Annotated in this window: 16 protein-coding genes; 9 read left to right on the plus strand and 7 right to left on the minus strand. The window is 65.6% G+C overall.

All coding sequences use genetic code 11. The features are described 5' to 3' along the window. Positions 1 to 138: 138 nt before the first annotated feature. Positions 139 to 2,934, minus strand: a complete 2,796-nt coding sequence (locus ACN9MU_RS07050; protein WP_426344337.1) for a valine--tRNA ligase — start codon at positions 2,932 to 2,934, stop codon at positions 139 to 141. 55 nt (positions 2,935 to 2,989) lie between these two features. Here ACN9MU_RS07050 and ACN9MU_RS07055 point away from each other — a divergent pair, with 55 nt between their 5' ends. From ACN9MU_RS07055 to ACN9MU_RS07095, 9 genes are all read left to right on the plus strand, one after another. Then, a complete protein-coding gene (locus tag ACN9MU_RS07055) occupies positions 2,990 to 3,601 on the plus strand; it encodes a TetR/AcrR family transcriptional regulator (RefSeq protein WP_426321340.1) in 612 nt (203 codons plus the stop codon). Between the two features lie 121 nt (positions 3,602 to 3,722). Next, positions 3,723 to 3,962, plus strand: coding sequence for a hypothetical protein (locus ACN9MU_RS07060; protein ID WP_426321342.1), 240 nt, complete (start codon positions 3,723 to 3,725; stop codon positions 3,960 to 3,962). Between the two features lie 303 nt (positions 3,963 to 4,265). Beyond that, positions 4,266 to 4,694 (plus strand): DUF2170 family protein, encoded by a 429-nt coding sequence (locus ACN9MU_RS07065; protein ID WP_426168942.1) that lies wholly within the window; start codon positions 4,266 to 4,268, stop codon positions 4,692 to 4,694. 10 nt (positions 4,695 to 4,704) lie between these two features. After that, on the plus strand, positions 4,705 to 5,415 hold the full coding sequence (locus ACN9MU_RS07070) for a PspA/IM30 family protein (RefSeq protein WP_426168944.1): 711 nt from the start codon (positions 4,705 to 4,707) through the stop codon (positions 5,413 to 5,415). 6 nt (positions 5,416 to 5,421) lie between these two features. Continuing rightward, the gene (locus tag ACN9MU_RS07075; protein ID WP_426168947.1) at positions 5,422 to 5,757 is read left to right on the plus strand and encodes a hypothetical protein; all 336 of its coding nucleotides are present in this window, start codon (positions 5,422 to 5,424) and stop codon (positions 5,755 to 5,757) included. A 27-nt stretch (positions 5,758 to 5,784) separates the two neighbouring features. Further along, positions 5,785 to 6,405, plus strand: coding sequence for a ubiquinone biosynthesis protein (locus ACN9MU_RS07080; RefSeq protein ID WP_426321344.1), 621 nt, complete (start codon positions 5,785 to 5,787; stop codon positions 6,403 to 6,405). Between the two features lie 33 nt (positions 6,406 to 6,438). After that, complete coding sequence (locus tag ACN9MU_RS07085) at positions 6,439 to 8,502, plus strand: flotillin family protein (protein ID WP_426168953.1); 2,064 nt, start codon at positions 6,439 to 6,441, stop codon at positions 8,500 to 8,502. Then, positions 8,499 to 9,029: a zf-TFIIB domain-containing protein gene (locus tag ACN9MU_RS07090; protein WP_426168956.1), complete on the plus strand. Its 531-nt coding sequence runs from the start codon at positions 8,499 to 8,501 to the stop codon at positions 9,027 to 9,029. The genes ACN9MU_RS07085 and ACN9MU_RS07090 overlap by 4 nt, the downstream gene beginning before the upstream one ends. A 21-nt stretch (positions 9,030 to 9,050) precedes the next feature. Then, entirely contained in the window at positions 9,051 to 14,276 is a 5,226-nt protein-coding gene (locus tag ACN9MU_RS07095) for a DNA repair ATPase (RefSeq protein ID WP_426321347.1), read from the plus strand. Between the two features lie 9 nt (positions 14,277 to 14,285). Here the strand turns inward: ACN9MU_RS07095 and ACN9MU_RS07100 are convergent, their stop codons facing one another. The 6 genes from ACN9MU_RS07100 to ACN9MU_RS07125 are packed head-to-tail and all read right to left on the minus strand — an operon-like array spanning position 14,286 to position 22,345. Further along, positions 14,286 to 15,830 carry a class I adenylate-forming enzyme family protein gene (locus ACN9MU_RS07100; protein WP_426344338.1) on the minus strand — a complete coding sequence of 515 codons (1,545 nt, stop codon included), beginning with the start codon at positions 15,828 to 15,830 and terminating at the stop codon, positions 14,286 to 14,288. Then, on the minus strand, positions 15,823 to 16,653 hold the full coding sequence (locus ACN9MU_RS07105; RefSeq protein ID WP_426168964.1) for an SDR family oxidoreductase: 831 nt from the start codon (positions 16,651 to 16,653) through the stop codon (positions 15,823 to 15,825). Before ACN9MU_RS07105 ends, ACN9MU_RS07100 begins: the two co-directional genes overlap by 8 nt. Positions 16,654 to 16,663: 10 nt before the next feature. Beyond that, a complete protein-coding gene (locus tag ACN9MU_RS07110) occupies positions 16,664 to 18,610 on the minus strand; it encodes a biotin carboxylase N-terminal domain-containing protein (protein WP_426323697.1) in 1,947 nt (648 codons plus the stop codon). Positions 18,611 to 18,663: 53 nt separating this feature from the next. Beyond that, positions 18,664 to 19,821 carry an acyl-CoA dehydrogenase family protein gene (locus ACN9MU_RS07115; RefSeq protein WP_426321351.1) on the minus strand — a complete coding sequence of 386 codons (1,158 nt, stop codon included), beginning with the start codon at positions 19,819 to 19,821 and terminating at the stop codon, positions 18,664 to 18,666. Between the two features lie 14 nt (positions 19,822 to 19,835). After that, positions 19,836 to 21,473, minus strand: a complete 1,638-nt coding sequence (locus tag ACN9MU_RS07120) for an acyl-CoA carboxylase subunit beta (protein ID WP_426344339.1) — start codon at positions 21,471 to 21,473, stop codon at positions 19,836 to 19,838. Beyond that, positions 21,473 to 22,345, minus strand: a complete 873-nt coding sequence (locus tag ACN9MU_RS07125) for an SDR family oxidoreductase (RefSeq protein WP_426321355.1) — start codon at positions 22,343 to 22,345, stop codon at positions 21,473 to 21,475. The genes ACN9MU_RS07120 and ACN9MU_RS07125 overlap by 1 nt, the downstream gene beginning before the upstream one ends. Positions 22,346 to 22,355: the final 10 nt, after the last annotated feature.

Below are 22,355 nucleotides of genomic sequence, written 5' to 3' on the forward strand. Positions count from 1 at the left end.
GGGGTAAACTACGGATTGTTTGACTACATGTCAACACGAATGATGTAGTTTACCTACAGTTCGGGGTAAAAAATGCCCGGCTGGGGCCGGGCATTGCTTTCATCTTGGGTGGCGGATTGCCAGACCTGACCCCGACTTTTAAGCTGGGAGCTTGGCCAGTTGTTCCTGCATCTTGGCCAGGGTGGCGCCGAAGGTGGCGACGCGCTCTTTTTCCTGCGCCACTACGGCGGCTGGGGCGCGGGCGACGAAGCTTTCCGAGGACAGCTTGCCGTTGGCCTTGGCGATTTCGCCTTCCAGGCGGGCGATCTCTTTCGACAGGCGTTCGCGCTCCGCTTTGACGTCGATTTCGACCTTCAGCATCAGCTTGGTGGTGCCGACCACGGAGACGGCGGCCGGCGATTCCGGCAGCACGTCGACGATCTGCACTTCCGACAGCTTGCCCAGCATCTGGATGTATGGGGCGAAGGCGGCCATGCGCGCTTTGTCGGCGCCGGTCGCTTCCACGATCAGCGGCACGCGCACCGATGGCGCCAGCTTCATTTCGCCGCGCAGGTTGCGGGTGGCGTCGGTCAGTCCTTTCAGTTCGCCCACCCAGGCTTCGGCTTCGGCGCTGATCGCCGCTTCGTTCGGCAGCGGGTAAGCCTGGGTCATGATCGATTGGCCATCGCCGCCTTTGCCGGCCAGCGGGGCCACGGTCTGCCACAGCTGCTCGGTGACGAACGGGATGATCGGGTGCGCCATGCGCAGGATGACTTCCAGTACGCGCAGCAGGGTGTGGCGGGTGGCTTGCTGCTGGCCCGGCGTGCCTTGCTGGACCTGCACCTTCGCCAGTTCCAGGTACCAGTCGCAGTACTCGTACCACACGAACTGGTAGATGGTGGAGGCGATGTTGTCGAAGCGGTAGTCGGCAAAGCCCTTATGCACTTCCTGTTCGGCGCGGTTGAGGGCGGAGATGATCCACTTGTCGGCAGCGGACAGGTCGGCTTCGTTGGCGGAGCAGTCGTGGCCTTCGGTGTTCATCAGCACGAAGCGGGTGGCGTTCCACAGCTTGTTGCCGAAGTTGCGGTAGCCTTCGCAGCGGCCCAGGTCGAAGTTGATGTTGCGGCCCAGCGAGGCGTAGGAGGCCATGGTGAAGCGCACGGCGTCGGTGCCGTAGGCTGGAATGCCTTCCGGGAATTCCTTGCGGGTGGCTTTTTCAATCTTCTCGGCCTGCTTCGGGTTCATCAGGCCGGTGGTGCGCTTGGCCACCAGCTCTTCCAGGCTGATACCGTCGATCAGGTCGATCGGGTCCAAGGTGTTACCCTTGGACTTGGACATCTTCTGGCCTTGCGAGTCGCGTACCAGGCCGTGCACGTACACGGTTTCGAACGGCACCTTGTTGGTGAAGTGGCTGGTCATGATGACCATGCGTGCGACCCAGAAGAAGATGATGTCGAAGCCGGTGACCAGGACCGACGAAGGCAGGAAGGCTTGCAGTTCAGGCGTTTCGTTCGGCCAGCCGAGGGTGGAGAACGGCACCAGGGCGGAGGAGAACCAGGTGTCCAGCACGTCGTTGTCGCGGGTCAGGGCGCCGCTCACGCCATTGGCGGCGGCTTGTGCCTTCGCGTCTTCTTCGCTGCGGGCGACGTAGACGTTGCCTTGCTCGTCGTACCAGGCCGGGATCTGGTGGCCCCACCACAGCTGGCGGGAAATACACCAGTCCTGGATGTTGTTCAGCCACTGGTTGTAGGTGGTGCTCCAGTTTTCAGGGACGAACTTGATCTCGCCGCTGGATACTTTTTCCAGCGCCACTTCGGTGATCGATTTGCCCGGGTTGAAGGTGCCTTCAGGTGCCGGCTTGCTCATGGCGACGAACCATTGGTCGGTCAGCATCGGCTCGATCACGACGCCGGTGCGGTCGCCGCGCGGCACCATCAGCTTGTGCGGTTTCACTTCGACCAGGAAGCCTTGTGCGTCCAGGTCGGCGACGATCTGCTTGCGGGCGGCGAAACGGTCCATGCCCTGGTAGGCGGCCGGGGCGTTTTCGTTGATCTTGGCGTCGAGGGTCAGGATCGACGGCATGTCCAGGTTGTGGCGCTGGCCAACGGCGTAGTCGTTGAAGTCGTGCGCAGGGGTGATCTTCACGCAGCCGGTGCCGAATTCCTTGTCGACGTATTCGTCGGCGATCACCGGGATTTCGCGGCCGACCAGCGGCAGCTTGAGCATCTTGCCGACCAGTGCGGTGTAGCGCTCGTCGGTCGGGTCGACTGCCACGGCGACGTCGCCCAGCATGGTTTCAGGACGGGTGGTGGCAACCACCAGGTGGCCGCTGCCGTCGGCCAGCGGGTACTTGATGTGCCACATCGAGCCGTCTTCTTCTTCCGACACCACTTCCAGGTCGGAGACGGCGGTGCCCAGCACCGGGTCCCAGTTGACCAGGCGCTTGCCGCGGTAGATCAGGCCTTGTTCGAACAGGCGCACGAAGACTTCGCTCACGACTTTGGAGCGCTCGGCGTCCATGGTGAAGTATTCGCGCTGCCAGTCAGGGGAGGTACCCATGCGGCGCATCTGGCCGGTGATGGTGGAGCCGGATTTTTCCTTCCACTCCCAGACTTTCTCGACGAATTTTTCGCGCCCCAGGTCATGGCGCGACACCTTCTGCGCGTCCAGCTGGCGCTCCACCACGATCTGGGTGGCGATGCCGGCGTGGTCGGTGCCCGGGATCCAGGCGGTGTTGTGGCCCAGCATGCGGTGGTAGCGGGTCAGGCCATCCATGATGGTCTGGTTGAAGGCGTGCCCCATGTGCAGCGTGCCAGTGACGTTCGGCGGCGGCAATTGGATGCTGAAGGACGGCTTGCTCAGGTCGAGGGAGGCTGCGTAGTAACCGCGCTTTTCCCACTCGCTGCGCCAGAACTGTTCAATGTCGGCAGGCTCGAAAGACTTGGCTAATTCCATGATTTGGGCTGTAAATTTGGCGAAAACTTTCATTATAAGGTAGATTGCTGGGGACATGGACGCCAGCAATTCCCCTCCGCCCCGCAAGCGCGGCCGCCCCGCGCAGGCCGCTTCCGACAGCCTGAAAACGCTGCTTATTGCCGTCTCGGCAAGACTTTTCCGCGAAAAAGGATTCGATAACACCACCGTGCGCGATATTGCGGCCGCGGCGGGCGTGCAGGCGGGGTCGTGGTTTTATCACTTCAAGTCCAAGCAGGACATCCTGCAGGCGGTGATCGAGGAGGGTATGCAGCAGGCCCTGGCCCGCATTGAGGAAGTGGCTTCGCTTGGCTTGCCGCCGCGCGAGGCGTTCCGGCGCCTGGTGCATACCCATCTCGAGACCTTGCTGTCGCCGGGACAGGATTTCGTCTACGTCATGCTCTACGAGTGGCGCGCGCTTTCCACTGAGGGCCAATTGCGCATCGTCGCGGCCAAGGATCGCTATGAGGCGCTGTGGGATGCTGTGCTGCGTGAGCTGCAGGCTTCCGGCGAATGGCCGGCGCCTGGCAAACTCGATCGGCTGTGGTTGTTCGGGGCTTTGAACTGGTCGGCGCAGTGGTACCGGCGCGACGCCGGCGTCAGCATCGATGAACTGGCCGAGTCCGCTATTCGCTTCCTGCTTCGGTAGCTCCTCGCGGGTCCCTCCGTGGAAGTGCTGAAATGGTGTTGCAAGGTGCTGAAAAGTGCTGAAATTTGAACTTCCCTCGAATTTCTCCCTCTAAGGGATTTTCACCTTGGGAGATTTCAGCATGAGCCAACACGTAAGTGTGACAGTCACACTGCCTACCCTGCGCGCCTTGCTCGACTATCAGGCAGAAAAGGCCTGCGATCAGGATTTCTCGGGGCTGGTCGACCGTGCGATGCATGTCGCCAAACCAGTTTGCCAGGGCGAGCCTTGGTACCGTGCGCAATGCATGGGAGGCCATCTTGGTCCAGCTCCCGGGCGAACTCAACTGGACGCCCGCAACCAAATTGCGCTTTTCCGCTGAGGCCGAAGCTCGCCGGAAAGCATACCGCGAGGCTGCACGAGCGAGAGAGGAAGCGATGTGCACATCTCGCGTTGAGAAGTGCTGAAATCGTGTTGCGAAGTGCTGAAAACTGCTGAAAATTTGATGCACCCGAAAATTCCCCCTCTGGAGTGATTTCAGTCCGCGTGATTTCAGCACCTCCCACAGACAGTGTCCGAGCGAAGACCCGCCGCCCAAAGCGTTGCGGCAGTCCTTGACATTTTATGTCATGCTTTTATACTAATGACATGATATGTCTAACCACCCGCAACAAGGAGTGACTTTATGGACGAAGTGATGGGCCGGATGCTGGCGATCGAGAGCGCGTTGTCCGCCCAGGTGGGTTCGCTGTCGGTGAGCGCCAACCTGCTGGCCCCCAACGAGCCGGATGGCGTGCCGGTCATGCGGATGTGCATCGAGGGCCAGGAGGAGATTCCTGTATTCGTCACTGCTTCGCCGCACCAGGTGCTTTGCATCTGCTACCTGTGGACCGAGCGCGAAGTGCGCCCCGAGCGCCGCGCTGAGATGCTGGAAGCGATGATGGACCTGAACATCGCCATCCCGCTGTCGAATTTCGGCCGCATCGGCGAGCACTACGTCATTTTCGGCGCGCTGGCGGCCGACGCCTCGCCGGAGAGCATCGCCACCGACGTGGCGATGGCCGCCGACAACGCGCTCGAAGCCCTGGAAGTGTTCAACGAATTTCTAATGTGAGGAGCCCATCATGGCTGTTTTTTCCAAAGTGCTGACCATGTTGCGAGGTAACCTGCGTGAGCTCGGCCAGAGCATCGTCGACAACAACGCCTCGACCATCTACGAACAGGAAATCGTCGAAGCCACTGCCCACGTGGCCTCCGCAAAGAACGACCTGACGGCCGTGATGGCCAAGGAAATGCAGGCCGACCGCGAAATCGAACGCCTGCGCGCCGAACTGAAAAAATACGAGGACCTGGCGCTGCAGGCGCTGCAAAAGGACGAGACCAGCCTGGCCGAGGAAGTCGCCGCGCGCGTGGCCGACCTGGAAGTGGCGCTGGCCGAACAGGAAGAGGCGCGCGCCCAATATGCCGGCCATATCGCGCGCCTGAAGGACATGATCCGCAACGCCGAGGCTACGCTGCGCGAGCACGAGCGCCAGCTGGCCATGGCCAAGACCACCGAGAGCGTCTACAAGGCCACCGCCACCATTTCCCAGAACATGGGTTCGAGCGGCTCCAAGCTGATGACCGCCAAGGAATCGCTGGAGCGCATCCGCCAGCGCCACCAGGACATGGCCGACCGCATGCAGGCGGCCGAAGTGCTGGAAGGAGAGTTCGGCAGCAAGGCGCTGGAGAACAAGCTGGCGCAGGCGGGCATCGGCGAGCGCGCCAACCGCAAGGCCGAAGTGATGGCTCGCCTGCAGGCGCGCGTCCGGCCGGCCCCGCCGGACCAGGGCTGACGCGCCATGGTCCGCAGTTCTTCCCGCTGGTCAGGATCGGATGCGGCCTTGCGCGCGGTCCAGGTGGCCTTCGACGTGGAGACGCAGGTGATCGATGCGGTGCGCCTCGCCGCGTTCAAGAGCCAGCTCTCCACCTCGGACCAGATCCGCAAGATCCTCGGCCTGCCGTATTCCAGCAAGCCGGTTCGCCCGCGCCTGACGGTCAGCCTGTCGGACGCCGATTACGCGCTGCTGGCCGAACGCCTGGGCGTCGACGCAGCCGACCGGCGCCGCATCAAGGAAATGTTGCATGAGCAGTTGATAACATTTGCATTAAAGCAATCGAAGCACGAGAATAGTTAGTAATTTGACCACCAAGAAGGGCACTGAATGAGCACCTGGCAAATCCTGGCCAGCTTTCCAACCGCCATCCCCAGCGTCCTGCTGATCATCCTGCTGGTGTACTGGACCTTGTCGTTGGTCGGTGTGTTGGACCTGGGCGAGAACATCGAAGGCGACGCCGACCACGCCGACCTGGAAACGCTGGCCTCTTGGCTGGTGGCGCTGGGGCTGGGCGGTGTGCCGTTCTCGATCGTCGCTACGCTGCTGGTTTTCTTCACCTGGCTGCCGACGGCCCTGCTGCACGAATACGTTCTGGCGTGGCTGCCGGCCGGGGTGCTGCAATGGGTCGGCGGCGCCGCCACCCTGCTGGCGGCGGCGGGGTTCAGCGTGTGGTTGTCGGCGCGCGTGATCAAGCCTTTGCGTCCGCTGTTCGTCAAGCACCACGCGCCGGAAAACCGCAGCCTGGTCGGCCGCACCTGCCGCATCGTCACGCTGTCGGTGGACGAAAAATTCGGCCGCGCCGAAGTGGAGAGCAGCGGGGCCAGCCTGAATATCCGCGTCTGGGCCAGTTCGCCCAACTCACTGGGCAAGGATGCTCTCGCAGTGATCGTCGCCTACGACGAGGCATTGCAGCAGTACGAAGTACAGGCCGCCAGCGCGGCAAATTAAATAACAACACCAACACAAACCTGAAGGAAATCCATGGACATCATGTTGATTGCAGCCGCCATCGGCGTCGTCGTTTTGCTCGGCGCCCTGGCAATGTTCGCGCGCTTCTACCATAAAGTCGAACAGGGTCACGCAATGATCATCAACACCCTGCGCGCCGAGCCGGACGTCAGCTTCACCGGCGGCATGGTCTACCCCATCATCCACAAGAAGGAACTGATGGAGATCTCGCTCAAGACCATCGAGATCGAACGCCTTGGCAAGGACGGCCTGATTTGCCGCGACAACATCCGCGCCGACATCAAGGTCACCTTCTTCCTGCGCGTGAACAAGACCAAGGAAGACGTGCTGAAGGTCGCCCAGGCGGTCGGCTGCGCCCGCGCTTCCAGCCAGGAGACGCTGGAAAACCTGTTCTCGGCCAAGTTCGCCGAGGCCCTGAAGACCGTCGGCAAGTCGATGGACTTCGTCGACCTGTACCAGGCGCGCGACCGCTTCCGCGACGACATCATCCGCCAGATCGGCAGCGACCTGTCCGGCTACATCCTGGAAGACGCGGCCATCGACTATCTCGAACAGACCTCGATCGAGAAGCTGGACAGCCATAACATCCTGGACGCCCAGGGCATCAAGAAGATCACCGAACTGACCGCGATCGAAAGCATCCGCACCAACGAATTGAAGCGCGACGAGGAAATGCGCATCAAGAAAAAGGACGTGGAAACCCGCGAAGCCATCCTGGAACTGGAACGCCAGCAAGCCGACGCCGAGGCCCGCCAGAACCGCGAAGTGACCAGCGTGCGCGCCCGCGAACAGGCGGAAGCCGAAAAGGTGCAGTCCGAAGAACGCGCCAAGTCAGAACTGGCCCGCCTGCAGGCCGAACAGGTCGTGCTGGTGCAGCAGGAAAACACCACCCGCGAGAAGGAAGTGGCGGAGAACAACCGCAAGCGCGCCGTCGCCATCGAGGAGGAGCGCGTCACCCGCGCCCGCCTGCTGGAAGTGGTCGCGCGCGAAAAAGAAGTCGAACTGCAGCGCATCGATAAAGAGAAGGCGCTGGAAGTGCAGAAGAAGGCCATCGCCGACGTGATCCGCGAGCGCATCGTGGTCGAACGCACCGTGGCCGAGCAGGAAGAAGCCATCAAGGACGTGCGCACCATCGCCGAGGCCGACCGCGGCAAGAAGTCGGTAGTGATCGCCGCCGAAGCCAGCGCGGAAGAGAAGCTGCTGCTGGCCGTGAAGGCCGCCGAAGCGGAAGAGCGCGCGGCCAAGCACCGCGCCGCGCAGGAACTGACCCTGGCGGAAGCGGCTCTGAAAGTGGCCGAGAAGGAAGCTGAGGCCAAGAAGCGCCAGGCGGAAGGCACGGAAGCCGAAATCGCCGCCCCTGGCCTGGCGGAAGCGAAGGTCATGCTGGCGTCGTCCGAAGCGATCGTCAAGCAGGGCGCGGCCCAGGCCGAAGCAACCCGCCTGCGCATGGAAGCCGAAGCCAAGGGCAAGGAACAAATGGGCCTGGCCGAAGCTGCCGTGAAGACGGCCGATGCGGCTGCCACCGCCACCCTGGGCACGGCGGAAGCCAAAGTGATCGAGGCGCGCTTCGAAGCCGAGTCGCGCGGCCTGGCGCAGAAGTTCGAGTCCATGTCCGCGATGAGCGCCGAGACCCGCGCCCACGAAGAGTTCCGCATGCAGCTGGAGCTGGCCAACGAGCAGGCCCTGAAAGGCATCGATGCGCAGACCATGATCGCCCGCGAACAGGCAGAAGTGCTGGGCAAGGCCCTGGGCAACGCCAAGATCGACATCGTCGGCGGCGACGGCAACTACTTCGACAGCTTCGTGCGTGCCCTGTCGGTTGGACGCGGCATCGATGCGGCCATCGAAAAGAGCAAGACCTTGCAGATCGGCCTTAAAGACCACCTGAGCGGGGAACGCGACATGCTGAACGACTTGCGCGGCCTGGTCGGCGCGCTGGGCGGCTCCTCGGGCGAGCTGCAGAACCTGACCGTGGCTTCGCTGCTGGCCAAGGTGTCGCGCGAAGGCACCCAGCAACAGCAGCACGCCCTGAACAATCTGATCGCTGCGGTACCTGAGCTGAAAGGCAAGCCATGATCTGCCCGGCCTGCGCACATACCCATTTCCAGCCGACCCGCATCGAAGGCGGCCTGCCCGCCGAGCGCTGCGACGCCTGCGGCGGCGTGCTGGTGGAACTCGAACGCTATCGCGCCTGGCGCAAGGCCATGCCCGAGATGGCATTGGCCGCGGCCGCGTGGGAGCCCAGCGTCACCGATGGCGCGGTCCGGCTCTGCCCCAAGACCGGCCGCCTCATGACGCGCCTGAAGGTGGACAGCCAGCATCCGCTGCGCCTGGACTACAGCGCGGCAGCCCAGGCAATCTGGCTCGACGCCGGCGAGTGGGACACCCTGGTGTCGCTCGGCGTCCATGGCCAGCTCGATGAAATCGCCTCCGACCGCTGGCAGGCCAGCGTGCAGAAGGCCGCATCGCGCGAGCGCATCGAGCAGGCCATGCAGGCGCGCTTCGGCGACGACCTGGCCGAGCTGGCCCGCATCCGCGCCTGGCTGGACGGCCAGCCGAACCGCCGCGAGATGCTGGCCTTCCTGGGCGCACCGAAAGACTAAAAGCGACTGAAGCACGAGATCATGAGCCAAGAACAAGCAGCACCTGCGGGTGCCGAGGCGTCCCTGCGCCATTCCAGCAGCTTCGACCTGCTGCGCAAGCGGCTGGCCGGCCAGGGCAAGTCCCTGCTGGAGAAAGCCACCGCGCTGAACGAAGCCAGGCTGGCCGAATTCGGCCGCGAAGAGATGGCGCTGCGGGCCCGCACTCGCGCCCGCACCGACAACAACTGCACCGCACGCGACCTGGTACTGGTCGGCGACGTGCTGCTGTTTGGCTATAACGTCTTCATCGGCCTGCGCCAGGAAACCCGGGTGGCGGACGTCTTCGCGCTGTACCGCCTGCGCCAGGACGGCGCCGAAGTGGAGCTCGACCCGCTGGCGCTGGACGGCAGCTTCCTGGCCGACCCGCGCTTCGTGGCCGAATTCAAGGAACTGTATAACTACTACCGCAACGCCCAGCTGGTGCAGTTGCGCCTCAACCAGGGCAAGCTGCTGGCCGCCTTCAAGATCGGCGAGCGCCAGAGCGACCTGCGCGTGTTCCGCTGGCAGCTGGACGAGCAGGGCGCGGCCACCTACATCGACTACCGCGGCGAACGCGATATCGCCTTGCCGCCGCCGCATGATTTCGAGTGGACCGCCACCACGCGCGACCAGCACGTGGTGGGCCAGCACCCGCACGTCAACGTGCTCGACACCCTGTTCGTGGAAACGGTGGGCGGCGACCTGACGGTCAAGATCGAGAACAACACGGAAACGGGACTGGGCATCCACAGCGAGCCGGTCGACGATCCCAACCAGTCGCTCAGCGACGCCGAAATCGCCTATGCCGCGCTCGGCGACTTGATCCTGCTGCGCATCCGGCCCTACCGCGAAACGCAGGTGCGCTACCTGGTGTATTCGCGCCTGAGCCAGCAGGTGCAGCGGGTCGACAGCATCGGCGCCTCCTGCGTGCAGCTGCCGGAAGACCACGGCATCGTGTTCCCCGGCGGCGTGATCCTGCAGGGCGGCGAGTCGCGCCTGTTCTCCGGCCTGCCGGACGGCCTGCAATTCGAGCGCCGCGTGCTGGCGCCGAACGGCGAAGATGTGCTGTACGTCTTCTACGAAGTGGTCAGCGGCACCTATGTCCTGCTGACCTACAACCTGATCAACAAGACCCTGTCGCAGCCGCTGGTGGCGCACGGCTACGCGCGCTATGCCGATGGCAGCATGCTGCTGTTTACCGCCGAGAGCGAGGAGCCGACCCGCAACCACCCGATGCAGTGGTGGCAGACGCCGTTCCTGAGCGAGGAATTTGCCGCCCGCGCCGCCCCGCGCCAGGGGTTCTTCGGCAAGATCGGCAACCGCGAGCTGGTGCGCGGGCTGTCCGAGCTGTATTCGATCGGGCGCATGGTGCGCGAGCAGGGCGAGGCCGGCGGCGATGCGCTCCCAGGCCGCGCCGTTTATGAAAGCCTGCTGCGCCAGTGCCGCCGGGTGGCCGACGCCTTCCACTGGCTCGGCGCGCCCGAAGCCAAGGGCGTCGGCGCCGACCTGGGCGGCCTGTCCGAGGTGGCCAATGCCACCATGGACGAATTCGACAAGGTCGCGGCAATCCAGCGCGAGGCCGCGCGCGTGCTGCAGCAGGCAGCGCAGGAACAGCGCCAACTGCTGGCGGAAACGGCAAGCCGGCTGTGGCAGTCGCCCACCGAATTCATCGAAGCCCTGGAACAGATCCGCCTTGCGCGCGGCCGCCTGGCGACGCTGAAGGAGCAGCGCTACATGGACGTGGCGCACCTGGCCGAATTGGACAGCGAGCTTGGCGCGGAAGAGGCCCGCGTGGGCGAGCGCACCGTGCAGTTCTTGTCGCAGGCCAATGCCTTCGCCAAGCTGGAAGCGGAACTGGCGAAACAGCGCGAACAGCTGCCGCAACTGGGCACCACGGCCGAACTGGCGCCGCTGAACGAAGCCCTGGACCGCACCGCCCGCAGCCTGGACGGCTTGAACGAGTTGCTTGGCACCCTGGCGGTCGGCGACGCCACCTTGCGCACCCAGATCCTGACGGCCATCTCGCGCCTGTACGCAGGCGTCAACCAGCTGCGCGCCGAAGTGCGACAGCGCCGCAAGCAGCTGTCGCAGGCAGAGTCGGCGTCCGAATTCGCCGCCCAGTTCCAGTTATTCAGCCAATCGGTGGAAAGCAGCCTGGAACAGGCCGACACGCCGGAGCGCTGCGACGAATTGCTCACCCGCCTGCTGGCCCAGCTGGAAACCCTGGAAGGGCAGTTCGCCGAACAGGAAGATTACCTGGCCGAGATTGCGCACAAGCGCGAAGCCGTGTACGAAGCGATGGAAGGGCGCAAGCAGTCGCTGCTCGATGCGCGTGCACGCCGCGTGCAGGCCATCGGCGATGCCGCCCGCCGCATCCTGGCCGGCGTGCCCAAGCGCCTGGCCCAGTTCAGCGAGCCGGCCCAGATGGAAGCGTATTTCGCTTCCGATGCCCTGCTGGGCAAGCTGAAGGCCAGTATCGAAGAATTGCGCAAGCTGGGCAACGCGGTCGCGGCCGACGACTTGAGCGGGCAGCTGAAAAGCCTGCGCGAACAGGGCCAGCGTGCGTTGCGCGACCAGAATGAACTGGTGACCGGCAATGTCATCAAGCTGGGACGCCACGACTTCACCGTCAACCGGCAAGCGCTGGAGCTGGCCATCGTGCCCCACCAGGGCGGGCTGGCTTTCCACCTGGCCGGTACTGACTACTACGCGCCGCTGCAGGACGAGCGCCTGGACGCCCTGCGCCCATGGTGGTCGCAGGAGACCCTGGCCGAGACGGCGCAGGTGTACCGCGCCGAATACCTGGCCTACCAGTTCGTGCTCGCCGTGCGCGCCGGCACGGCCGGCATCGACTGGCAGCAATTGCAGGAAGCGCTGGCGCAGCCGGACAACGCGGTGCTGGACGAACACGTGCGCCGCTTCGCCGCGCCGCGTTATCACGAGGGCTACCAGAAAGGCCTGCACGACCACGACGCCGCCGCCATCCTGCGCCAGCTGGTCCCGCTGTGGGAAGGCGCCGGGCTGCTGCGATTCAGCCCGCTGGGTCGCGCCGTCGCGCTGCTGTACTGGACCGACGTGAATGCCTCGCCAGCCTCACAGTCGCTGCGCCACCAGGCGGAACAGGCCGAGTTGATGCGCCGCCATTTCAATAGCGAACGCCTGTGGGACAAGTTGGCGGTGCAAGTCGAGCAGTCGCTGGAGCGTTTCCTCGAGGCCGAACAGCTCGACATCGACGCCTGGCTCGATCACGGCAGCGAAACCCGGGCCCTGCTGCTGCAGCAGGCCGCGCGCTACCTGCTGTCCGAGCTTGGCACGCCCGCTGGCGCCGACCAGGCCTGGCTGCTTAGCCGGACCGGCAGCGAACTGGCCAGCGGCCTGTCCCAGCACCTTGCTCGCCACAATATCGCCGCGCCCTGGCAGGCGCCTGCCTTGTCGTGGCGCGAACGCTGGACGCTGGCCACCGAATGGCTGCACGGTTACGCGAGCCAGCATGGCCACGAATTGTCGCTGCTGCCCGAGGCGGCCGCCAGCCTGCTGTGCAACCTGCCGCGCCGCGTGGTGCAGGCCAGCGTCGACGCCCATGTCGCCGGACTGCTTGGCGAGCATGCCCGCATCGACAACCGGACGCTCAAGCTGCAGCTGAACGACTTCCTGCGCCGCCTCGAACATCACGAGGCCGTGGTGGTGCCTGCCTTCCGCTCGCTGCAGCAATTGCGGCAGCAACTGGCACAAGAGGAAAACGCCCGCCTGCGCCTGGACCAGTTCCGGGCCAAGCCGCTGTCCAGCTTCTTCCGCAACCGCCTGATCGACGAAGCCTACCTGCCGCTGGTCGGCGACAACCTGGCAAAGCAGATCGGCGCCGCCGGCGACCAGCGCCGCACCGACTCGATGGGCATGCTGTTGCTGATTTCCCCGCCCGGCTACGGCAAGACCACGCTGATGGAATACCTGGGCGAGCGCCTTGGCATGATCTTCGTGCGCATCAATTGCCCGGTTCTCGGCCATAACGTCACCTCGCTCGACCCGGCCCTGGCCAGCAACAGTGCCGCCCGCATGGAACTGGAAAAGCTCAATCTCGGCCTGGCGATGGGCAACAACGTGATGCTGTACCTGGACGACATCCAGCACACCAATCCCGAGTTCCTGCAGAAGTTCATCGCCCTGGCCGACGGCACGCGCCGCATCGAGGGCGTGTGGCGCGGCGAGAGCCGCAGCTACGACCTGCGCGGCAAGCGCTTCGCCGTCGTCATGGCGGGCAATCCGTACACCGAGTCCGGCGACGTGTTCAAGATTCCGGACATGCTGGCCAACCGCGCCGACATCTACAACCTGGGCGACGTGTTGAGCGGGCGCGAAGAATTGTTTGCCCTCTCGTACATCGAGAACGCACTGGTGGCGCATCCGGAATTGCAGCCGCTCGCTTCGCGCGACCCGCAGGACCTGTACCTGCTGGTGCGCATGTCGCAGGGCGAGCCGGTGGCGGCATCGGAACTCAAGCATGCCTACACCTCGCAGGAGATCGACCAGATCTGCGCGGTCCTGCAACGCCTGTCCAAGGTGCGCAATGCGCTGATGAAGGTGAACCTGGCCTACATCGCGTCGGCCGCGCAGGACGACGCCTACCGCAGCGAGCCGCCGTTCAAGCTGCAGGGCAGCTACCGCAACATGGCCAAGCTGGCGCCCAAGGTGTCGGCCCTGATGCACGACGCCGAACTGGATGCGCTGCTGCGCGACCACTACCGCGGCGAGGCGCAGACCCTGACCACCGGCGCCGAAGAGAACCTGCTGCGACTGGCGCACTTGCTGGGCCAGCCGACCGGCGCGGAACAGGCGCGCTGGAACGAATTGGTGGAGGAATTCGTCCGCCTGCGCAAGAACGGCGGGCAGGCGGATGGCGAAACGCGGGTGGCAGATTACCTGGCCGAAATCGGCGCCGGCATCGCCGCCCTCGGAGGCCGCATGGCGCCGCAGGTCCAGGTGCACGTGCCGGAACAGGAGCGGCTGCACGAACTGCTGCAGCGCCTGGCCGACAGCTATGAAAAGGTCCTGCTGCCCATGATGAGCGCAATGAACTACAAGATGCGGCTCGACCACGGCATCTGGGACGAGGTGCGGGCCACCAGTTCCATCGTGAAGGACTTGGAGCACCGCCTGCGCTACCGGGGCAAGAAGGGCCCGCCGCCACCCAAGCAGCAGCGCGAGCCGGCTATTGAGCCGCCGGCCGACTGAGGCCTTGCATCACCCGGCGTACAGCGCCTGATGGCTGGCGCGCAGCACGTGCTTCTGGATCTTGCCGGTGGAGGTCATCGGCAAGTTGTCCACGATGGCGATGTGCTTGGGAATTTCGAAGCCGGCCAGCGTGCCGCGGCAATGCTCGCGCAGGCTGTCGGCGTCCGCCGCCTGGCCGGGCTTGAGGCAGACGAAGGCAGTCACGGCTTCGATCCATTCCTGGTGCGGCAGGCCGACCACCGCTGCCACGGCCACGGCGGGGTGGCCGAGCAGCGCCTCTTCCACGCGGATGGCAGGCACATTCTCGCCGCCGGTCTTGATCATGTCCTTCAGCCGGCCCTTGAAGTGCAAGTAGCCGTCCTCGTCCCACATGCCCAGGTCGCCGGTATGGTGCCAGCCGAAGCGGCGCGTGGCCGCCGTGGCTTCGGGATCCTTGAAGTAACCCAGCATGGCATTGGGGCCGCGGTGCACGATTTCGCCGATCTCTCCCTTGCCGAGCAGGCGTCCGTCGGTATCCATGATGGCCGTGTCGTTGACGGGCGTCGCTTGCCCCCAGCAATTGCCGGTGCGGTGCTGCTGGTCGGGCGGGAAGTAGACTGTCATCGGGAACATCTCGGTCTGGCCGCTGCCCAGCGCGAAATGCGGGCAGAATTCCTGCATCAGGCGCCGCAGCAGCTCCGGCGCCATCGGCGCCATGGCGTAGATGGCCAGGCGCAGCGCGGACAAGTCGTGCCCGGCGCGCGAAGGGTGCATCAGCATGGCACCGTACATGGCCGGCAGGGCTGCCACCAGCGTGACACGGTCGCGCGCCAGCGTGGCCAGCACGGCGGCCGGATCGAAGCCGCGCGAGATCGAGATGGCGGCGCCGCATGCCAGCCCCGCTGCGGCCATGCTGAACTGGGCGCAATGGAACAGTGGCAGGATCGCCGACAGTACGTCCTGCTGCACGATCGATACAGTCACCGCGTTCGACATCACGGCCGCCAGCACCGAACGGTGCGAGTGCATGGCGCCCTTGGGGTTGCCGGTGGTGCCGCTGGTGTACATGATCAGCGCCAGGGCATTCTCGTCGAGCGCCAGTTCGGCGGCGGTGCCCGGTTGGCCTGCGATCGCCTGCGCCAGCGTGCCGTCGCCGCTGTCGGCCCCCGTCGCGCAGCGCAGAAGCGGCAGGCCAAGCGCGGGAAGAGCGGCGTTCCAGGCGGGGTGCGCCGCCAGTTGGGCATCTGCCACCATCAGGCGCGCTTCGGCGTGCTGCGCAATATAGGCCACTTCCGTCGGCGACAGCATGGCGTTGATCGGCACCCACACCATGCCTGCCTTCAAGATGCCGAATGCGGCCACCACGAATTCCATCGAATTGGGACTCAGCATGGTCACCTTGTCGCCCGGCTGCAAGCCGCTGGAAAGCAGGTAGTGTGCGAAGCGGTTGCTGTCCTCGTCCAGCTGGGCATAACTCATTCGCCTGCCGCCTTCCAGCAGTGCCGTCGCCGCGCCGTTGCGGCGCGCGCTGCGGGAAACCAGGCTGCCAAGGGTGTCCTGCATGGGTTCATTCATTGCCAGCCTCCACGAATAAATCGATCATTGGCTCAACGCCCGGCGTCACCAGGTATTGGGAGAAGTCGGTGATGCCGCCGGCGCGCAGCACTTCCTCGTCGATGAAGAAATTGCCGTTGGTCGAGCGGCTGTCGCGCGTCAGGATCTGGTGCGCCGCATCGGCCATGATCTCCGGCTTGCGGCCGTATTGGCCGCCGCCGGGCAGGGCCACGTTGAGGGCGGCCGTGGCGATAATGGTGCGCGGCCATAGCGCATTCACGCCGATTCCATCCTCGGCCAGCTGGGCCGCCAGGCCATGCACGATCATGCTCATCGCGTATTTCGACGTGGTGTAGGCGGCGTGACGCGCGAACCATTTCGGATTCATGTCGATCGGCGGCGACAGCGTCAGGATGTGCGGGTTGCTCGATTGCTGCAGGTGCTCGATGCAGTGCTTGGCGCAGACAAAGGTACCGCGCACGTTGATGTCCATCATCAGGTCGTAGCGCTTCATCGAGGTGTTCTGCGCGTTGGTAAGGCTGATGGCGCTGGCGTTGTTGACCAGGATGTCAATGCCGCCGAATTCGGCGACGCCTTTTTCGATAGCCGCAACGACCTGCTCCTCTTCCCGGATATCGACCGCCAGCGGCAGCGCCTTGCCGCCTGCCGCGCGGATCTCCTCCGCGGCGGAGTAAATGGTCCCTGGCAGGCGCGGATCGGGTTCGGTCGTCTTCGCCGCGATGATCACGTTCGCGCCATCGCGCGCCGCGCGCAAGGCGATGGCCTTGCCGATGCCGCGGCTCGCGCCGGTGATGAACAGGGTCTTGCCTTGCAGTGTATTCATGGCTTCTCCGTCAATGTGTGATTTCCAGCAGCAGCTGCCCGGTCGCCACCTGCATGCCGAGCGCGGCGCCGAGCGTGGCAACCGTCCCGTCACGGCTTGCCAGCAGGCTGTGCTCCATCTTCATCGCCTCCAGGGCCAGCAGCGGCTGGCCGGCGCTGACTTTTTCGCCTTGCGCGACATGCAGCGCGACCACGCGGCCGTTCATGGGCGCTTCGATGCGGCCATCGGCCGCGCCATTGCCGGCCATGCGCGGCGGCGCGTCGCACAGGTCGTGCAGCGCATGCTCGGTGTCGTCCAGCAGGAAGTACAGCCTGGCGCCGTCGGCGGCGAAATGCAGCGTGGCGGGCTGGCCATCGAGCGACAGCTGCAGCGTGCCAGGCGGCGCTTCGGTGATTTCGGCGCGCACCGGCGTGGCGCTGTCGCCGCTGGCAACGCGCCAGGCGTCGGGACCGTCGGCGCTGGCCCGGCCCTGCTGCTCGGCGTCGTCCAGCGTAAAGCGCAAAGGCTGGGCATAGGCTTGGCTGGAGCACCAGCCGTGCAGTTCATCGGGGTAGCGGCGCGCGTGCCGTTGCGAGCGATGCCACACCAGGAGGGCGCCTGCCGCCGGCAGGACGCGCGCCAGATCGGCCGCCGCCCCACGCTGGCCGGCCGGCAGGTGCAGCGCGATAAAGCCGGTGCTGGCCTGGCCTGCTGCGAAGGCGGGATGCGCCAGGCATCGCGCGAGGAAAGCACGGTTGCTCGGGATGCCGAGCAGCACGCATTCGTCCAGCGCGCGGCGCAGGCGACGCAGGGCGTCCGCGCGGTCGCTGCCGTGGGCGACCAGCTTGGCAAGCATTGAGTCATAGTACGGCGGTACCCGCGCGCCGTCGGCCAACGCGTGGTCGCAGCGGACGCCTGCCGGCGCGCTCCAGCGCAGCACCTCCCCGCTTTGCGGCAGGAAGTCCTGGGCCGGGTCTTCCGCGCACAACCGCACTTCGATGGCATGGCCGCCAACCGCTCGCCGCGCATCGAGTTCGGCCTGCGTCAAAGGCAGCGGCGCACCCGCCGCCGCCAGCAGCTGCCACTCCACCAGGTCGATGCCGGTGATCGCTTCCGTCACCGCATGCTCGACCTGCAGGCGGGTGTTCATCTCCATGAAATAGAACTCGCCGTCGCGGTCGAGCAGGAATTCCAGGGTGCCTGCTCCGACGTAGCCGATGGCGCGCGCCGCAGCCACGGCCACCGCACCCATGCGCTCGCGCAGCTCCGGCGATACTGCCGGCGAGGGCGATTCCTCGATCAGCTTCTGGTGCCGCCGCTGGACAGAACAATCGCGCTCCCCCATATGCACCACGTTGCCATGGCTGTCGGCAAACACCTGGATCTCGACATGGCGGGGCTCGAGGATGGCGCGCTCGAGGATCACTTCCGCGCTGCCGAAGGCGTGCAGCGCCTCCGAGCGCGCCGATGCCAGCGCGGCGCCGAATGCGCCCACCTCGTCCACCCGCCGCATTCCGCGCCCGCCGCCGCCGGCGGCAGCCTTGATCATCACCGGGTAGCCGATGCGGCGCGCTTCGGCGGCCATGCGCTGCTCCGTCTGGTCCTCGCCCTGGTAGCCCGGCACGCAGGGCACGCCAGCCTCCAGCATCAGCCGCTTGGCGCCGGCCTTGTTGCCCATCGCCCCGATCGCTGCGGACGGCGGGCCGATGAAGGCCAGCCCGGCATCGGCGCAGGCCTGCGCGAATTCGGCACTCTCGGCCAGGAAGCCGTAGCCGGGGTGTATGGCGCCGGCGCCGCTGGCCTTGGCCGCCGCCAGCAGCGCCGGGATGTTCAGGTAAGAATCGGCCGGTGCGGCGCCGCCGATGCGCAGCGCCGCGTGCGGGCCGTCGGCCGCGTCGATCGCGCAGTGCGGCGCGCCGGCATCGGCGTCGGAATACACCGCCACGCAGCGGTAGCCCATGCGCCGCGCCGTGCGCATCACGCGCAGCGCGATTTCGCCGCGGTTGGCGACCAGGATGGTGTCGAAGGCGTTCACGCTTTGCGGCCCGGCAGGATGTCCATGTATTTGCAGATGATGCCCAGCATGACTTCGTCGGCGCCGCCGCCGATGGACGTCAGGCGCCCGTCGCGGTAAAACTGCGACACCGGGTTCTCCAGCGTAAAGCCCATGCCGCCCCAGAACTGCATGCAGCCGTCGGTGATCTGGCGCGCCAGGCGGCCCGCCTTCAGCTTGGCCATCGAGGCCAGCTCGGTGACGTCGGCGCCGCCGATATACATGCCGCAGGCGCGGTAGGTCAGGGCGCGCAGCGATTCGAGCTCGGTCTGCATTTCGGCCAGCTTGAAGTGCACCCACTGGTTGTCCAGCACGCTGGCGCCGAAGATCTTGCGCTCGCGCGTGTAGTCGATGGTGGCGTCGATGCAGTTCTGCATCTGCTGCACGATATTGGCCGCGCACCACAATCTCTCTTCCTGGAACTGCAGCATCTGGTAGGTGAAGCCTTTGTCTTCCTCGCCCACCAGGAAGCGCTGCGGCACCCGCACCTCGTCGAAGTGGATCAGGCCCGTGTCGGAGGAGTTCATGCCGATCTTGCGGATCTTCTTGCCCACGCTGATGCCCGGCGTATCCATCGGCACGATGATCAGCGACTTGTTGCGGTGCGCCGGGCCGTCGCCGGTGATCGCGAGAAGGCACATCCAGTCCGCCTGCAGGCTGTTGGTGATCCACATCTTGCTGCCGTTGATGATGTAGTCGCTGCCGTCCTTGCGCGCCGTGGTGCGGATGGCCGCCACGTCGGAGCCGGCGCCCGGCTCCGATACGCCGACGCAGGCCACTGCCTCGCCGCTGATTGCCGGCGCCAGGAACTCGCGCCGCAGTGCGTCCGAGCCGAAGCGCGCTAGCGCCGGGGTCGCCATATCGGTCTGCACCCCGATCGCCATCGGCACGCCGCCGCAGCGGATATGGCCAAGCGCTTCGGCCATCGCCATCGAATATGAATAATCGAGGCCCAGGCCGCCGAATTCGACTGGCTTGGACACGCCCAGCATGCCCAGCGCGCCCAGCTTGCGGAACACTTCCTTGGCGGGGAAGATCTCCGCCGCCTCCCATTCGTCGACGAACGGGTTGATGTCGGTCTCGATGAAGCGTTTCAGGTTGCGCTGCAGTTCCAAGTGTTCGTGGCTGTATTCCATGGGGTCTCCAGTATTTATGGTCGGGCGACGCCGAATTGCACCGGCCGCAGCTCGCGCCGGCGCGCCTCGTCGCACACTGCCAGCACGCAGGCCAGCACCTTGCGCGTGTCGCGCGGATCGATGACGCCGTCGTCCAGCAGGCGTCCGGATGTAGTGAAAGCATCGGTCTGGCGCTCGAAGGTGTCGATCACCTTTCCCCGCATGGCGGCAATCGCCGCATGGTCGACTTCCTGGCCCTTGCGCCGCATGCTGCCCTCCATCACGATGGCCATCGTGGTCGCGGCCTGCTCGGCGCCCATCACGGCGGTGCGCGCATTGGGCCAGCTGAAGCAGAAGTCCGGCATGAAGCCGCGCCCGGACATACCGTAGTTACCGGCGCCGAAAGAAGCGCCGCAATGCACGGTGATGCGTGGCACGTTGGCGTTGGCCAGCGCCTGGATCATCTTCGAGCCGTGCTTGATCATGCCGGCCTGTTCGTACGCCTTGCCGACCATGAAGCCGGTGGTGTTCTGCAGGAACACCAGCGGCGTGCCGGACTGGCAGCATAGCTGGATGAAGTGCGCCGCCTTGGTGGCGCCGGCCGGGTCCAGCGGGCCGTTGTTGGTGATGATGCCGACTGCCATGCCGCAGATGGCCGCGTGGCCGGTCACGGTGGCCGCGCCGTAGCCGGGCTTGAATTCCAGGAAAGCCGAACCGTCAACGATGCGCGCGATGACTTCTCGCATATCGAGGGGCTTGCGCTGGTCACTGGGAGCGATGCCGAGCAGTTCAGCGGCGTCATAGAGTGGCGCTTGGTAGCCGCCGCCCGCCACGGCCGGCGCCGCAGCCCGGGGCGCGCCGCCATTCCAGCCCAGGCTGGCTACCAGTTCACGTGTGATGCGCAGCGCGTCGGCATCGTCCTCAGCCAGGTATTCGGCCAGCCCTGACACTGCGGCGTGCATCTGCGCGCCGCCCAGTTCTTCCTCGCTGGCGATTTCGCCGGTGGCTGCCTTCAGCAGCGGCGGCCCGGCCAGGAAAGCCTTGGCGCGCTCGCGCACCATCACCACGTAGTCGGAGAGGCCGGGCATGTAGGCGCCGCCCGCCGTGCTCGAGCCGTGCACCACGCTGATCACAGGCAGCCCCGCCGCAGACAGGCGCGCCAGCCAGTAAAAACCGCTGCCCCCATGGATGAAGGTTTCGACCTTGTAGTCCAGCAGGTTGGCGCCCGCGCATTCGACCAGGTGGATGAAGGGCAGCTTCTGCGCCAGCGCCACTTGCTGCAGGCGCTGGAACTTCTCTATCCCCATCGGCTGCACCGCACCGGCATCGATGCCCGAATCGTCGGCCACCACCATGCAGCGCACGCCGCCGACGAAGCCGATGCCGCCCACCATTCCGCCGCCGGGCACCGAGCGCTCTGGATCCGGATGGTCAAGGCAAAAGCCGGCCAGCGTCGCCATTTCAAGGAATGGGGCACCGGCATCGAGCAGGGCACCCAGGCGTTCGCGCGGCAGCAGCTGGCCGCGCTTGGCGAACAGAGGCGCCGAGGCGGCCGACTTGTCGCGCGTGCGCGCCTCCAGTTCGCGCAGGCGCCCCAACTGCACTTGCAGCGCAGCGCTGTTGGCCTGGAAGGCTTCGCCCTGCGGCACGACGCGGCTCTCCAGCGCGGGCATTATTCGCCCTCCAGCACGCGCGGCGCGGCAGCCAGGTGGAAGCCGTTGAAGGCCGCTGTCGCCCCAGCCTGGCGCGGCCGAGGCATCGGCATGCCTGGCCGCACGTTGGGCCGGCCGCCGTCGACGCGCAAGGTGGCGCCGGTGATGAAGGCTGCCGCATCGGATAGCAGGAAGGCAATCGCCGCCGCCACTTCCGACTCGGTACCGAAACGGTGCAGTGGCACGGTGCGCGGAAAGGCGCGGATGGTGTCACGCATCTCCGGTGGATACTGGTCCATGCCTGAAGAAGCGATATAGCCCGGCGCCACGGCATTCACCCGCACCCCGTATTGCGCCCATTCGAAAGCCGCGGTCTCGGTCAGGCTCACCATGCCGGCGCGCGCCGCGCCCGAATGGCCCATATCGGGCATGCCGCCGAACATGTCGGCCACGATATTGACGATGGCGCCGCCATGTTCGGCCATGCTCTGGTTCAGGCATTCGCGCGCCAGCAGGAAGCCGCCGGTCAGGTTGGTCTGCACCACTGCCTCCCAGCCCTTTTGCGAAATTTCGCGCAGCGGCGCAGGGAACTGGCCGCCTGCATTGTTGACCAGGCCATGAACCAGGCCATGCTCGGCCACCACCGTAGCCACCAGTTCGCGCACCGCTTCTTCGCTGCGGATATTGCAGCTGTAGCCGTAGGCCGCGCCGCCTGCGCGGGCGATTTCGGCACGAACGGCATCGAGCTTGGCCGATTCCCGCCCCACCAGCAGCACGCGCGCCCCCAGCGCCGCCAGCTCATGCGACGCACAGCGCCCGATGCCGCTGCCGCCGCCCGTCACGACAATGGTGCGGCCCTCGAACAGGCCGGGTTTGAAGATCGATTGATACATTCAGCTTCCT

Source organism: Pseudoduganella sp. R-32, assembly GCF_049913245.1.
Classification (GTDB): Bacteria; Pseudomonadota; Gammaproteobacteria; order Burkholderiales; family Burkholderiaceae_D; genus Rugamonas.

Bases quoted from the DNA above. Each gene is read 5' to 3' on its own strand.
- ACN9MU_RS07125 (WP_426321355.1), bottom strand. From the start codon at position 22,345: ATGTATCAATCGATCTTCAAACCCGGCCTGTTCGAGGGCCGCACCATT.
- ACN9MU_RS07115 (WP_426321351.1), bottom strand. From the start codon at position 19,821: ATGGAATACAGCCACGAACACTTGGAACTGCAGCGCAACCTGAAACGC.
- ACN9MU_RS07090 (WP_426168956.1), top strand. From the start codon at position 8,499: ATGATCTGCCCGGCCTGCGCACATACCCATTTCCAGCCGACCCGCATC.
- ACN9MU_RS07075 (WP_426168947.1), top strand. From the start codon at position 5,422: ATGGTCCGCAGTTCTTCCCGCTGGTCAGGATCGGATGCGGCCTTGCGC.
- ACN9MU_RS07110 (WP_426323697.1), bottom strand. From the start codon at position 18,610: ATGCGCACGGCGCGGCGCATGGGCTACCGCTGCGTGGCGGTGTATTCC.
- ACN9MU_RS07060 (WP_426321342.1), top strand. From the start codon at position 3,723: ATGAGCCAACACGTAAGTGTGACAGTCACACTGCCTACCCTGCGCGCC.
- ACN9MU_RS07055 (WP_426321340.1), top strand. From the start codon at position 2,990: ATGGACGCCAGCAATTCCCCTCCGCCCCGCAAGCGCGGCCGCCCCGCG.
- ACN9MU_RS07100 (WP_426344338.1), bottom strand. From the start codon at position 15,830: ATGAATGAACCCATGCAGGACACCCTTGGCAGCCTGGTTTCCCGCAGC.
- ACN9MU_RS07095 (WP_426321347.1), top strand. From the start codon at position 9,051: ATGAGCCAAGAACAAGCAGCACCTGCGGGTGCCGAGGCGTCCCTGCGC.
- ACN9MU_RS07120 (WP_426344339.1), bottom strand. From the start codon at position 21,473: ATGCCCGCGCTGGAGAGCCGCGTCGTGCCGCAGGGCGAAGCCTTCCAG.
- ACN9MU_RS07070 (WP_426168944.1), top strand. From the start codon at position 4,705: ATGGCTGTTTTTTCCAAAGTGCTGACCATGTTGCGAGGTAACCTGCGT.
- ACN9MU_RS07105 (WP_426168964.1), bottom strand. From the start codon at position 16,653: ATGAATACACTGCAAGGCAAGACCCTGTTCATCACCGGCGCGAGCCGC.
- ACN9MU_RS07085 (WP_426168953.1), top strand. From the start codon at position 6,439: ATGGACATCATGTTGATTGCAGCCGCCATCGGCGTCGTCGTTTTGCTC.
- ACN9MU_RS07065 (WP_426168942.1), top strand. From the start codon at position 4,266: ATGGACGAAGTGATGGGCCGGATGCTGGCGATCGAGAGCGCGTTGTCC.
- ACN9MU_RS07050 (WP_426344337.1), bottom strand. From the start codon at position 2,934: ATGGAATTAGCCAAGTCTTTCGAGCCTGCCGACATTGAACAGTTCTGG.
- ACN9MU_RS07080 (WP_426321344.1), top strand. From the start codon at position 5,785: ATGAGCACCTGGCAAATCCTGGCCAGCTTTCCAACCGCCATCCCCAGC.